Origin of the sequence: Marinomonas spartinae (genome assembly GCF_900089775.1) — a bacterium.
GTDB lineage: Bacteria > Pseudomonadota > Gammaproteobacteria > Pseudomonadales > Marinomonadaceae > Marinomonas > Marinomonas spartinae.
Genome location: NZ_FLOB01000001.1, coordinates 75,586 through 88,491, shown reverse-complemented (window position 1 = coordinate 88,491; position 12,906 = coordinate 75,586). Strand labels below are relative to the sequence as shown.

The 12,906-nt window shown below is 43.9% G+C and carries 10 protein-coding genes and 2 pseudogenes; 11 read left to right on the top strand and 1 reads right to left on the bottom strand.

Going from position 1 to position 12,906, the window contains the following annotated elements:
- The first annotated feature begins 4 nt into the window (after window positions 1-4).
- The 3 genes from MSP8886_RS00380 to MSP8886_RS22755 all read left to right on the top strand — a co-directional run bounded on the left by MSP8886_RS00380 (window position 5) and on the right by MSP8886_RS22755 (window position 5,684).
- The gene (locus MSP8886_RS00380; protein ID WP_083200697.1) at window positions 5-3,907 is read left to right on the top strand and encodes an amino acid adenylation domain-containing protein; all 3,903 of its coding nucleotides are present in this window, start codon (window positions 5-7) and stop codon (window positions 3,905-3,907) included.
- A gap of 10 nt (window positions 3,908-3,917) precedes the next feature.
- Window positions 3,918-4,838: a pseudouridine-5'-phosphate glycosidase gene (locus MSP8886_RS00375; RefSeq protein WP_217491309.1), complete on the top strand. Its 921-nt coding sequence runs from the start codon at window positions 3,918-3,920 to the stop codon at window positions 4,836-4,838.
- Between the two features lie 459 nt (window positions 4,839-5,297).
- Window positions 5,298-5,684, top strand: a complete 387-nt coding sequence (locus tag MSP8886_RS22755) for a 4'-phosphopantetheinyl transferase family protein (RefSeq protein ID WP_083200696.1) — start codon at window positions 5,298-5,300, stop codon at window positions 5,682-5,684.
- 510 nt (window positions 5,685-6,194) lie between these two features.
- On the opposite strand, the gene MSP8886_RS00365 is transcribed toward MSP8886_RS22755, so the two are convergent.
- A complete protein-coding gene (locus MSP8886_RS00365; RefSeq protein ID WP_000188664.1) occupies window positions 6,195-7,082 on the bottom strand; it encodes a hypothetical protein in 888 nt (295 codons plus the stop codon).
- A gap of 410 nt (window positions 7,083-7,492) precedes the next feature.
- Between MSP8886_RS00365 and MSP8886_RS00360 the strand changes: the two genes are divergently transcribed.
- The 8 genes and pseudogenes from MSP8886_RS00360 to MSP8886_RS00330 all read left to right on the top strand — a co-directional run.
- Window positions 7,493-8,137 (top strand): inovirus Gp2 family protein, encoded by a 645-nt coding sequence (locus MSP8886_RS00360; RefSeq protein ID WP_139063060.1) that lies wholly within the window; start codon window positions 7,493-7,495, stop codon window positions 8,135-8,137.
- A 61-nt stretch (window positions 8,138-8,198) separates the two neighbouring features.
- Window positions 8,199-8,882, top strand: a complete 684-nt coding sequence (locus MSP8886_RS00355; protein ID WP_067011581.1) for a YagK/YfjJ domain-containing protein — start codon at window positions 8,199-8,201, stop codon at window positions 8,880-8,882.
- 53 nt (window positions 8,883-8,935) lie between these two features.
- Entirely contained in the window at window positions 8,936-9,535 is a 600-nt protein-coding gene (locus MSP8886_RS00350; protein WP_067011580.1) for an inovirus Gp2 family protein, read from the top strand.
- A gap of 69 nt (window positions 9,536-9,604) precedes the next feature.
- Window positions 9,605-9,808 carry a helix-turn-helix transcriptional regulator gene (locus MSP8886_RS00345; protein ID WP_217491308.1) on the top strand — a complete coding sequence of 68 codons (204 nt, stop codon included), beginning with the start codon at window positions 9,605-9,607 and terminating at the stop codon, window positions 9,806-9,808.
- 81 nt (window positions 9,809-9,889) lie between these two features.
- Window positions 9,890-10,330 carry a ribonuclease HI gene (locus MSP8886_RS00340; RefSeq protein ID WP_005496785.1) on the top strand — a complete coding sequence of 147 codons (441 nt, stop codon included), beginning with the start codon at window positions 9,890-9,892 and terminating at the stop codon, window positions 10,328-10,330.
- A 209-nt stretch (window positions 10,331-10,539) separates the two neighbouring features.
- Window positions 10,540-10,881 (top strand): hypothetical protein, encoded by a 342-nt coding sequence (locus MSP8886_RS00335; protein WP_067011578.1) that lies wholly within the window; start codon window positions 10,540-10,542, stop codon window positions 10,879-10,881.
- Between the two features lie 258 nt (window positions 10,882-11,139).
- A pseudogene (locus MSP8886_RS22750) lies at window positions 11,140-11,241 on the top strand (hypothetical protein); the annotation flags it as partial.
- A 216-nt stretch (window positions 11,242-11,457) separates the two neighbouring features.
- Window positions 11,458-12,795, top strand: a pseudogene (locus MSP8886_RS00330) (ISNCY family transposase); the annotation flags it as partial.
- Window positions 12,796-12,906: the final 111 nt, after the last annotated feature.

Below are 12,906 nucleotides of genomic sequence, written 5' to 3'. Positions count from 1 at the left end.
TGCTATGAGTACTTTATTATATCAACGTGAGACTCTGCCGGCGCTAGATTCAGAGCTCCTAACCTCCATCCATCAGCCATGCTTATTCACTATGCTTGACTCCCAAGTGGAAATGTACCCTGAGCATATTGCGGTCCAAGATTGTGATTCATCTATTGATTACGCGACATTTAAGACATTGGTGGCACACAATGCACAGCTTATCAATCAACATATCAAAGCCGATGAGCCATGTATTGGTCTTTACTGTGACCCTTCATTAGAGATGATAACGGGCGCATGGAGTATTCTCGCATCCGAGCACGCGTACCTGCCTCTGGCACCTGAATACCCAGAAGAGCGAATAAGGTATATGGTTGCCGACTCTGGTGTTCGAGTGATCCTCACTCAACCACACCTAAAATCCCAGTTAGAGTCTATTGTTCCGCGAAATATCACTGTATTGACACAAGCTGAGCTACAGGTCCTAGACAAGAGTGACACTATACATACGGTTGAGCTCAGTGTTCCCAATGACAATCAGCTGGCCTACATCATTTATACCTCAGGCAGCTCAGGTAAACCTAAGGGTGTGATGGTTACCTATGCAAATATCTCTCATCAAATCGCCTTTATGAAAGAACAGTTTAATTTCAATCAGCATGATCGGATCCTTCAGAAGACTCCAGCCAGCTTTGATGCCGCTCAGTGGGAAATTCTCGCGCCAGCATTTGGTAGCCAGGTCGTGGTTGGCCCGAAAGATTGCTACCGCGATCCAGATGCCATTATTGAGACTTTGCTAAATCATGATATTTCTATACTACAGTGTGTACCCACGCTTCTTCAGGCATTGGTGGATCACCCGCTATTTACTGATTGCCTTCGCTTGAACAAGGTATTTAGTGGTGGTGAAACATTAACTCGCAAGCTGGCGGGTGAATTCTTGCAATGTTTACCTCATGCTGAGTTGACTAATCTGTACGGGCCTACTGAATGTACTATCAATTCTTCTACATTTACTCTATCTCGCGATGAGTTGGCCAATTACCCAGACGCCATGTCGATTGGCAAGCCTGTCGCGAACACCTTGTATCATGTATTGCGAGAAGATGGTCAGCCAGCACGAGTCGGTGAAATCGGTGAATTGCATATTTCTGGCGTACAAGTTGCCAAAGGCTACTATCAACGTCCTGATATGACGAATGAAAAGTTCATTGCTAATTCAAGTCCTTATTTACCAGGTCATGAAGTGATGTATAAAACAGGGGATCTTGTGAAACAAGATCTTCAGGGCTATACACACTTTGTCGGCAGAGCCGATAGGCAAATAAAACTCCGTGGGTACCGCGTTGAACTCGATGAAATACGCTTGGCGATAGAGAATCATCAATGGGTTAAAACGGCCGCTATGGTGGTCAAAAATGATCCACGTACTGGTCACCAGAACTTAATCGCTTGCGTAGAACTCGATGAAAGACAAGCAGCCCTGATGGATCAAGGTAATCATGACAGCCATCATCAATCAAAATCCAATAAGCTTCAGGTAAAAGCGCAACTATCAAACTCCGGATGTCGCGATCTGAACCACTGTGATGCCATTGATGCTCTTCCATTACCGGGAAAAACAGCAACAGCTACTCAACAAGCGAACGCCTTTGGCCGAAAAACGTACCGTTTTTTTGAAGGCGAAACTCCCGTGTCAAAAGCAATGCTACTGAGTGTATTGGAACGCCAACCTACGCCCGCTCAACATTCACGTGATGTTGAGACTCTTTCCCTTTCTGCGTTTGGTCACCTCATAAGAAACTTTGGTCAGTTCATCAGTGAAGAGCGTCTGCTTCCAAAATACGCGTACGCATCGCCAGGTGCCTTATACGCGACGCAAATGTATTTTGAGATCCGTGGACTGCTCGGGATTACACCGGGGATTTACTATTATCATCCTGCAGCACACTGCTTGATCAAAATCCACACCCTGTCAGCAGCACATGTTCCTACGCTGAATGTCCACTTCATCGGAAAATGGGGTGCTATCGAGCCTGTATATAAAAACAACCTGTTAGAAGTACTGGAAATGGAAACGGGTCATATGCTGGGTCTATTTGATGAATTACTGCCCGAACATGGTCTCTCGCTACTTCAAGACTACTCGATTGAACGCGATAAGTTACCGACTTGGTATGATGGGGAAAGTGAAGACGTTTACCTCGGTAGCTACCGATTTGAACCCTACCGAGTCACTCATCAACCAACTAGTCCGCAATGTCTTGTACAAATACATGATGATAAAGTAGAGGGGCTACTACCTGGCCTTTATCAATATCAAGATGGTGACCTGCATTGGTTAACTGACCAGATGTTACAAAAGAATGATGTCATTGCTATCAACCAGAAAGTCTTCGAGCGCTCAAGTTTTGGTATCGGTCTAGTGTGTAATGACGAAAAAATAGATGACCACTATGTCAATCTAGGTCGTGCACTTCACCGCCTGCAAAGCAACACGTCACGAATTGGGATTATGTCTTCGGGATACAGCTCTAAAACCAATAATGACCTGCCAGCCGCCATCAAAATGCGGACCATCCTAGCCGAGTATGGCCAACCGATGAAGTGTCTTTACTTTGGTGTCGGCGGACCGATTAGCGAAGCTCAGTACACGAGTGAAGGCATGAATGAAGACCGAGTCCATATGCAGGGACCAACCGAAATACTCAAAGACGAACTGGCCTTATTACTACCACAGTACATGATTCCAAATAAAGTTCTTCTGCTGAATAAATTGCCGCAGACAGCCAATGGAAAGATCGACTATATTGCTCTATCCCAGTTAGACGAACTCAAGCAGATTAATGCTAATCGAGCACTCGAGCCACTCACTACAGAGACAGAGCAGAAAATCGGTGAGATTTGGTGCCGTATAATGAAATGGGAGTCTGTTTCTGCCACAGACAACTTCTTTGAGTCTGGCGGAAACTCACTAACGGCAGTGGCTCTCGTCAACCGTATAAACAGTCATTTTGGTATCAAAATGCCGCTGCAGGTTTTGTTTCACACACCAAGTGTCAGCGGTTTGGCTCATTGGATTGATAATAATTTATCGGCACAAGATCCATGTTCAAGATTAGTCCATCTAAACCAAAGTCTTCACAGTCCAGTATTCTGCTGGCCCGGTCTTGGTGGCTATCCGCTTAATCTAAAGTACCTTGCCAATGAGTTGTTCACCGAGCGAGCTTTCTACGGCGTTCAAGCTGAAGGAATTAATGCCGATGAAACACCACTCGCGTCGATCAGTGATATGGCCAAAGCAGACATCCAACAAATAAAAAAAGTTCAACCTGAAGGTCCCTATACGCTTTGGGGATACTCCTTTGGTGCGCGAGTAGCGTTTGAAGCCGCCGCACAGTTGGAAGCCATGGGGGAAACTGTTGAGGCACTCTACCTGCTGGCCCCCGGAGCTCCAATCACTCAGATGGAAAGAGAGCAAAAATTTAAGCATAACGCCAGTTTCAAAAACCCAGTATTTCTGGCCATTTTGTTCTCTGTGTTTGCTCACAAAGTGGAAGGTCGCCTGATGGAGCGGTGTCTTGAACTGTGTCGTTCAGAGCAAGAGTTTGTCGCATTCATCTGTGAACGATTCCCTATGTTGGAGCCTGATTTAGTCAAACGTATTATTCGTATCGTCACCATGACGTATGGCTTTAGCTATCAGTTCGAGGAGTTAAAAAATCGCTGCTTAAACGCACCAGTTACCATTGTTAAGGCACAAGATGATCATTATTCATTCCTTGAAAAAGCAACAACCTTTAGCAGAGAAAGACCAACCTATGTTGAGCTAGATGCCGACCATTATCAGGTTCTAAAAGCTTTCGGAGTGCAGGAGCTCAAACAAAAACTGTGGGTCAACAATCAAGAACAACACAAAAAGTAGGATGAAGGAAATGATTACACTTGAATTTCACCCAGAAGTAAAAGCCGCACTTAACGCAGGTCAAGCCGTCGTAGCACTGGAATCCAATGTGATTACTCATGGGTTAGACTATCCTGACAACGTCAACACAGCCCTCAAGGTGGAAGGTGCCGTGCGTGAATCTGGTGCCATCCCCGCAACAATCGGCATCGACAATGGTGTGGCGTTAGTAGGTATGAATCGCGAACAGATCGAGCGTTTTGCATCAACCCCAAATATTCCGAAAGTCTCGAGCAGAGACCTACCTTTTGTTTTAGCTTCAGGAAAAATGGGGGCAACAACCGTAGCGTCGTCCCTTGTTATCGCCGAACTCGCAGGCATCTTATTTTTCAGTTCTGCAGGGATAGGAGGTGTTCACCGGGGAGCTGAAACCTCGATGGATATATCTTCGGATTTGATTCAATTTACGCGTTCCAAAGTGGCCACCGTCTGTGCAGGAGCAAAAAATATTCTCGATATCGGTCTGACTCTGGAATATTTAGAAACCCAATGCGTACCAGTGGTGTCATACCGATCTGACGATTTTCCAGCGTTTTATTGTCAGAGCAGTGGACACAAAAGCCCCGTGAGAATGGATCATGCAGATGAGATAGCCAGAGCCATTGAAATCAACCGCTCTCTCCCTGGAGCTGGTGGCTTACTGATTACAACGCCAACCCGAGATGAAGATGCTATCGATAGCCAGGATATCCAGTTGTTGGTTCAAGACGCTGTAGCGAGAGCAAAACGAGAGGGGATAACAGGAAATTCGGTGACCAAGTTCATTATGAAAGCGATCGAAAAAGCCACTGCTGGACGTTCTGCTGAAGCAAATCAAGCCGTGCTGGTTAATACCGCTCGAGTAGCAGGAGAACTCGCGGTGGCACACCACTGCCATTATCCACAGAAATAGCCTTGCTCAGATTTCCTTCTGACACCATTTGGCCTGAAGTCACTCCTCAATGAGCAGTTGCTCTATGACCTTCAGGCCACAGAAACATCAAAACTCATCGACAAGGAAAATGCGCTGTGAAAACAACAAATCCAGCCCGAACTGGAGACTATTGTGCGATGTGCCTTTATCATCAGTTTAGGAAAATTACCAACTCCATCAACGATATAAAACGGACAGAACTCAAACATCATCGACCCCCCCTAACTTAAACAACTTTCTGGCCAACATCAAAAGCTTGCCGTGAGAAGTGAGTCACCTCAATGCAGCTACATATTTTCTTCACCAAATGCCCTTTCGATCTGGAGAGGTGTTGGGATACCACTGAATATCAGCGCTTCAATCGATTTCAGTTTGAAAAAGAACGGATCGAATACGCTTTTGCGCATAGATTGAAGCGCCAAATGCTAAGTCAAAACTATCCAAAAAAGGATATGGCAGTTTTTTACAAATAAGAACGGTAAGCCATTTGTAAAAGAGCCATTATCATTTAACTTAAGTCATAGTTCGGGAGCAGTCGCCTTAGCTGTTCTAAAGGGAAATAACCAACTCAACATAGGTATTGATATTGAGGTCTATAAAAAAGAGTGGGTATTGCAGGCTCTCACAAAAAGCGTATTGCACCCAGCAGAAAGGAACCACTTAACGACTACACCGAATATAAATCAAGGATTTCTTAAAATATGGACAGCCAAAGAATCCCGACCCAAGGCAGTTGGCTGTGAGCTAGCTGATAGACTAAACACCATAGAGCTTTGTTTTATCCCCATCCGCTTTAATCAAAGCTTCCGCTTTCTTAACTGTTAACTGAGACATCCTAACCCACCTCCATACCTATAAAATCGGCGGAATCTTACTTTAACCACCTTTAACCGCCAGTTGTTGGTGGTTAAAGGTGGTTCTCTATGGAATTTATTCAATATTCTGGATCTGTTCGTTGAGTAATGAGTTTTATTACTTAAAAATCATAAACTTAGTGGTTTTGTATTGTCTGATTTGGAATTTTACTACCCAATATACTACCCAGTTGGTTTAAGTTGCTATGTTTCTTACGTTGACAATAGTTCTGTTTTTGATGAAATAATCTTCACTCAGTCACTCTAAGTTGTGACAGTATCCTGTAGTTCAACTATCGATTACTATGTCGCCAGAATATTAATGATAATGATGTTCATTTGCATGTGTTCTGTTTGACTAATCGAAGCACCAAGCTGTCAGAGTGAGTTATATTTGTATACTGAGGTACTACACATAGTGTCATGTAATTCTGCCGTAAACAACTGTGCCTTTGTTTTAGGTGTTGCTACACCAGAGCATCTAGAGCAGAGCTCGATAGGCGTGAGCTTTAACCACCTCCTCCACCTTTGGCTTTCTTACTAAGTTCAAGAGTCTCACTTTAAGAGTGTATATTTTATTTTGATACCAGAAGAAGCCTTCCTTACCATGTAGATAATAATCTGGCTTTTTGGCAGTTAAGTTTTCCTCTGTGTCATCATAGATGCTTTCTTGAGCGGCAATGCTTTTTATGAAGTTGTCATAATCTTGTTCAGGGGCAGTCTGAATCTTAGGTGTACCTGCTTCTGGCTCTTCTTTTGGTATTGTTTTCCCTTTTCTAAATAGAGACGTAAATTTCAGTACAAATGTGCTGGTAGGTTCAATAAAACAAGGAAGAGTCACCTTGTCGATATCTGCCCGTCTTTGGTGAAAAACGATTAATCCCATTTCTTCGAGTGATTTGATACTGACGGTTATCTTACGGCTGTTAGTTCCAAGTCTAGTGGCCAGCATTTTTATCCCCATTGGGATTCCGCCTAGTTTCTCATCATAATTTTTTGCTAGCAACATACACAAACAAATGAGAGTAGATTTTGGCTGTTGCCTGATGCTCTTTTCTTCGAAATAACGATAGATGTTTTGATACTCAACGAATTCATCAGCTATGGGTTTATTTCGAAATCTTGATTCGCTTAACGGACTGAATGGCATCAGGTAAGCGTCATCAAAAGGGGTGAACCCCGGCCATATTGACTTTAGTTGTTCCCAGTTTTTTATTCCCAAATAACGTGTGGGAGAGTGACGATTTTTATCAATAACTAGCGTCTTTGAATACCCTCCTGAAAGCAAAATATAACTGTCTTGCCTATCAAACGGGTTGATGAAATTGTGGAGCTGGTAGGTTGTATCTGTTATCTGATTTGGGGTCATAGTGATCTACTTCTTGGTAGCTGTTTTTAGCTGATTATTTATGTTCATAAAGTGTAGTCCGATTGATCTATCTAAATAAATTATTTTTTGGATTGTCACTTTTTATGTGAGTGAACTCCAGAAGTAAAAATGCATAAGCCGTGATTTTTGATAAAAAATGAAGGTTAGCTGGTTGGATTTAGCCGATGTGAAGGCTCAGTAATCACCTAAAAACAGAGTGGGAGTGAATCGAGGGGATCGGTAATTAATAATATATATACCTCTCCATCTACTCATCTAATCCCACACCTCAACCAACGACCTCATCACTCGATATCTTGGTAGGGGATGGGTTCCCCTACCCAAAGAGAGACTTAGAAAATAACGTCACTATCAGTACCTATGTCATTAACAAAACATAGGTCTCTATCATGTCTAAAAATCTAACCATCACACACGAATCCACTTTCAACGGAAACAAGATATACATCGACAAGGAGGGGTTGGTCATTGAATACCTAGAAGGGATAGAGTCAGTCCTTGAGAAAGCTCTAGAGCAATATGCGAGAGTTTTTATCGTTCGAGTGGACCTTAACTTACCAACAGACTTTAGAGGGGATGATTCAGCAGTGATGACTCGTTTCTTCCGCTCTTTGAAATCTCAGGTAGCGGCATATCGAAGACGTAGTGCTCGCCTAAATCGCAAACTCTATCGAGAGACCACTATTCGTTATGTGTGGGCTAAAGAATGTGATACCTCAACGAGCAGTCATTACCACGTTGCACTTATCTTTGACCGGAACATATTTCGCTCTCTGGGGGATTTTGGAGGGTATCAGCAAAGTTTGGCTAACCGTATTCGTAATGCATGGAAGCGTTCAGTGGAAGCCATGTACTCAGGTAAAGAGAAACCAGCTATCCATTTCTCCAAACAAGGCCAGTATCACTTGCTACGTAACTCTGAGGAGTTTGAGGAGGTGTTTCAATCTGTCTTTTATCGACTGAGCTATCTAGCGAAACGAAGAACGAAGCATTTTGGAAAGCGTATGAATAATTTCGGTCATAGTCATAAGTAGCTTAAAAAGTAACGGTAGTACCAGTTCCTGTGGGAATCACAACAAACCACAGGAACCAATCATGACTCATCAACTTAACGTTACTCATAGTCGTTCAGATGCTCTTAACCACCACACCATCACTTATGACCGAACCTTTAATGGAAAGCCACTCTACTACCACAAGGATGGTCTTATCCTTGAGTACCTGGAAGACATAGACCGAGTCCTGTCTGAAGCACTCGGTCAATACCCTAAGCTTTATGTTGCTCACTTTACTGTACGTCTACCGAGTGATTTCGATGGAGACCATTCCGAGGTATTCAGCCGTTTCTTTCGTACCTTGGAGTCGGAGACTAATGAGCTGTGTCTATTGAAGTACCGACGTAGGCCTCACCAATATCACCAAACGGTCATACGTCATGTTTGGGTCAAAGGCGATGAGTCCACCAGCCAGTGCCACCTTGTCTTGTTCTTCGATAAACGGCTTTATCTTTGTTTGGGTAAAAGTGGGGGCGAGAGGAGTCGCTACCTGTCCAGAGTCAGAAAAGCATGGGATAGAGCAGTCGAAACCAGCTGCGGTAGAAGGTGCTTGGGGTTGGCTTATTCCCCAACTGATGATGTGTATGATCTTCAAAAAGGGGATGAAGCGTTTCCATTACAGTTAAATGAGCTCTTCTATCGAATCAGTCGTCTCGCGAAGCCCGTCCCCCTAAACGACGATAAATGCAGCATGAACTTTGGTTGCAGTCACGACTCACCTTAAAAAATACAGCGTGAGTAATTCCTATGTCATTCACACACAAAAAGGCATTACTCATGGCGAATAGAACCCACCTCCCAAGCATTACCCTTGATAGAACTTTTGAAGATTACCCGCTGTATTACAGCGACAAGGGGTTATACGAGTCAGCACTGACCTCGATGGTTGATGTTTTTGAACAGGCACTCAGTCAGTTCGACATCGCTCTCGCCACACGTTTGGACTTGTTTTTGCCAGAAGACCATCAAGATACTGACCTAAGTATCCTCAACAATTACTTTAATCTGCTTAAAGAAAAACTTGAGACGGATTCTCTGTTTTATGTATGGCGTAAGCGGGAAGACAAGGTGCCATCCCATAACTATCGAGTGATGTTGTTTACTGACTATAGCCAGCACTTTGGTCCCGCTATTTGTTGGGACAAGCGCAATGAATTAGTCGAGCACCTAAAAACGGCCTGGCAAGAAGTGATAGAAAAGCACTACAGCGGCGAAGCTCGTTCATTAGTGTTTTTCAATGACCGAGGCAATTATGGGGTGGGGACGCGTTGTAGAAATAAAGACACGAACATCAAACGGACTGTCTTTCACCGCATGAGCAGTCTTGCTGAAGCGTGGAAAGAAAAGCGTTACTGCTTTGGCTCTAGCTTGGAGTAGACCGACTGCATTTTTTTACAGTAGCGGCTTATCTCATGGGTATATACAAAGCACAGGAGAAGATTCCCGATGACAATGAGATTTCTACGAATCCAAGACGTGATGTCACTAACTGGGCTAGGCCGTTCCACTATCTACAAGTTCATGGCCGATGAAGTTTTTCCAAAAACCATTCCATTGGGAGGAAGAGCAGTGGGATGGCTAGAAAGTGAAATCGAAGAATGGATGGAGCAGCGTCTAGCACTGCGAGACAACCAAGAATCCTTTCAGTAACACAAACAGCAAATCATATCATCAACGGGGCGCTGGCTAAGCAAAGTCATGCGCCCTTTTTCAATTAGAGAGAGATAAAAAATGAGTTATTCAATTTACGTAGACGGCGCAGCCCCAAACAACCAACACGGATGTACACGAGGTGGTATCGGGCTGGTGGTCATGGATGAAGACAATGAGATTGTTCATGAAGAGAGTTTTACCATCAATCGAAAAACCGACAATGCTGAACTGGAACTACTGGCCTTAATTGAAGCATTGGAATACGCAGAAGATGGGGATGTTATCTATTCGGACAGCGATTACTGTGTGAAAGGTTTCAACATCTGGATGGATGACTGGAAAGACCGAGGTTGGCGTCGAGCGGATAAGAAACCGGTTAAAAACCGCCAGCTTTGGCAACAAGTGGACGAGTTGAGTTCTAGGAAGTACGTCGAGGTATTTAAGGTCAAAGCACATTCTGGCATTGAAGGGAATGAAAGAGCTGACCTGTTGGCGGTTGAAGCGGCGGAAGCCGACTAATACAAGAATTCATAGTTTGGGAGGGTAACACCTCCCAAACTATGCCCTATTTTTTGTTTGGGATACGTTGGTTAATGATGAAGTCATTATCAATAGGTTTGGATGTAGTGGGTGAAAATCACAATGTCTGCAATTGGTAGACCGAACTTATGGTTATAAATCCTGCAATTCCCGCTGGTTAGGTAGAATACACCCATTGAAAGTAGCGGATGGATTTAACTGTGGGTTATCGAGTGGTACGGTTAACCGAACTGATGGCATATGAGTTTGGTCAGGTTGAAGGTGATATTGGAAGGCTGGACGAAAGAGCGTTAGGCTCAGCACTCCCTCAGGGGATGAGCTATTCCCGTTTTATGGATAAGCTGAAAAGTGGTGAGTTAGCACTATTGACGGATTCCCCTTCAAAGCCTGTGATGCTCCGAGATGGCATGAGCAAATCATGGAGCTTGTCGGCGGAAGGGCAAGAGGTGTTATCGCCAGAAGCGAAAAGTGCCTACCTTTCCAGAACGAGAATGTTAGGTGAATGGTCATACTATTCAAGTCTTATATGAAGTTGGTTCTACCAAGGTCAAGAGTGTTTTTTATCGATAACATATACCTTCAAACTGGTGTATAGAAGCAAAAAAGAATGGGGAGCGTGATGCTCCCCATTGTTATTTTGACCGCTGCTGGTGAAGTTACTTTTCTTTGCTGGCTTCACTGCCTTCAGACATTGTGATAGTTGGAAGAAGAAAAACTGGTGTAGAGCGGATTAAAGCCCGATTTTAAATAGCCGCTTGTGGTAGACAGTTGATGTTCTTCTCTCTGAAAGGTACGTCGAAGTCAAAAAGGTTAGAGCGCATTTTGGTGTCAGAGGGAATGAGATAGCGGACTCACTAGCCGTTGATGCCGCTAGAAGTGATATCGATTGATGTAATAATGTGGCTTGTAGGCTCAATCTAACAAACCGCTATTATCCCGTTATTTGCGTTTTTCTAGATAACATATATCTGAAGGTGGATGCGATGAGGAAGTGAGAGCGGTCATTAGACTAACAGCTCTCTTAGCAAGCTTTTGTCCAGAACTGTTTCATTCGGCGTTTGGGATACGTTGGTTAATGATGAAGTCATTATCAATAGGTTTGGATGGCTCCCATCAATAAAATCCCAGAGTCACTCAAGAAAGAGGTTCAGAGCCTCATTCAAACTAAATACTACGACTTCAATCTACAACACCTCTCAGAGCTTTTAAGCAAAAATGAAGGGCTGTCAATTAAGCGTGAGACTCTGCGCTCTTGGGCTCATGATATTCACTACGTGAAACGTTCTAAACGTCGTAGAAGCCGAGTAAGGAAGTATCGAGAGCGTATGCCATTGCCAGGGCTTATGCTGCAAATGGATGGCAGTCCTCATCGCTGGTTTGGCGATGAAAAGTCTTGTCTGATTGCTATCATTGATGACGCTACCAGTGATATTCATGCGCAGTTCTTCCCGTCAGAGACGACTGAGGGCTGCATGAAGGTGATGCGAGCTTATATTGAAAAGCGAGGCATATTCAAAACCCTTTACGTGGACAGAGCGGGTATTTTTGGTGGCCCTAAGCGTAGTAACTTCTCGCAAATGCAACGAGCTTGTGACGAACTCGGCATCGAGATTATCTTCGCAAATTCACCTCAAGGTAAGGGGCGTATAGAACGCTCCTTCGATACCTTCCAAGATCGGCTGGTGCCAGAACTTCGATTACACAACATCACCGATATGGAAAATGCGAATCGGTATTTACAAGAAGAGTTCATACCAAACTATTGGGCAAAAAACGTCATGGTTCAGCCGACAGGTTTACGCACAGCCTTTAAGTGCATACCTGATGACTTAGATCTCAACACTATCTGTGTACAGAAAGAGTATCGCAAGATACGCCGTGACCACACGTTCAGCTTTGATAATAAGATGTATGTCATCGACTCACCCGTTCGTTATTCGATCGCCAACCAGCAAGTGGAAATCCGTTGTCAGTTCGATGGGGCGTTCTCTGCCTATTTTGGCCATCGTCGGCTCGATATTACAGAACTCGTTGAGCCTCGCAAATGCAGTGAATACGGCAAAGAGGTTCAACGGAAAATAGAAGCACTAGAGCTTGTTGAACAGTTGGGAAGTATCACTAAAGCCGCTCGTATCCTTGGCTGCTCTCGTCAATCCCTCTACACCTATCAGAAAATAATGGCAGAGGAAGGGCCGATGGGGTTAAAACGGATCAATAAGCCTCTCAAACGCAGTAAGAACCGCATACCAGAGCACGCAGAAGATAAGATTATCGAGCTGACATTGCAGAATCCTCACCTCACTTTGATGCAACTAATGGTGGCATTAAAAGAACACAATATCACTGTGAGTATCGGTACGATTAAAAACATCTGGAAGGAAGAAAAACTCAACACCAGAGAACTTAGGATAGAAAGATCACAGTCACTGAATATCGAGGTGTAAAGTAAGAAGCATCAATCCTGACTAAAATGTAAGAGCATGACAGAATCGGTTGGTATTTATCCCGTCATGCTCCCTCAGTAATGACAAAGGATGGCTTACTGTATGTGGCTT

Bases quoted from the DNA above. Each gene is read 5' to 3' on its own strand.
- MSP8886_RS00380 (WP_083200697.1), top strand. From the start codon at position 5: ATGAGTACTTTATTATATCAACGTGAGACTCTGCCGGCGCTAGATTCA.
- MSP8886_RS00375 (WP_217491309.1), top strand. From the start codon at position 3,918: ATGATTACACTTGAATTTCACCCAGAAGTAAAAGCCGCACTTAACGCA.
- MSP8886_RS00365 (WP_000188664.1), bottom strand. From the start codon at position 7,082: ATGACCCCAAATCAGATAACAGATACAACCTACCAGCTCCACAATTTC.
- MSP8886_RS00360 (WP_139063060.1), top strand. From the start codon at position 7,493: ATGTCTAAAAATCTAACCATCACACACGAATCCACTTTCAACGGAAAC.
- MSP8886_RS00355 (WP_067011581.1), top strand. From the start codon at position 8,199: ATGACTCATCAACTTAACGTTACTCATAGTCGTTCAGATGCTCTTAAC.
- MSP8886_RS00350 (WP_067011580.1), top strand. From the start codon at position 8,936: ATGGCGAATAGAACCCACCTCCCAAGCATTACCCTTGATAGAACTTTT.
- MSP8886_RS00345 (WP_217491308.1), top strand. From the start codon at position 9,605: ATGACAATGAGATTTCTACGAATCCAAGACGTGATGTCACTAACTGGG.
- MSP8886_RS00340 (WP_005496785.1), top strand. From the start codon at position 9,890: ATGAGTTATTCAATTTACGTAGACGGCGCAGCCCCAAACAACCAACAC.
- MSP8886_RS00335 (WP_067011578.1), top strand. From the start codon at position 10,540: ATGGATTTAACTGTGGGTTATCGAGTGGTACGGTTAACCGAACTGATG.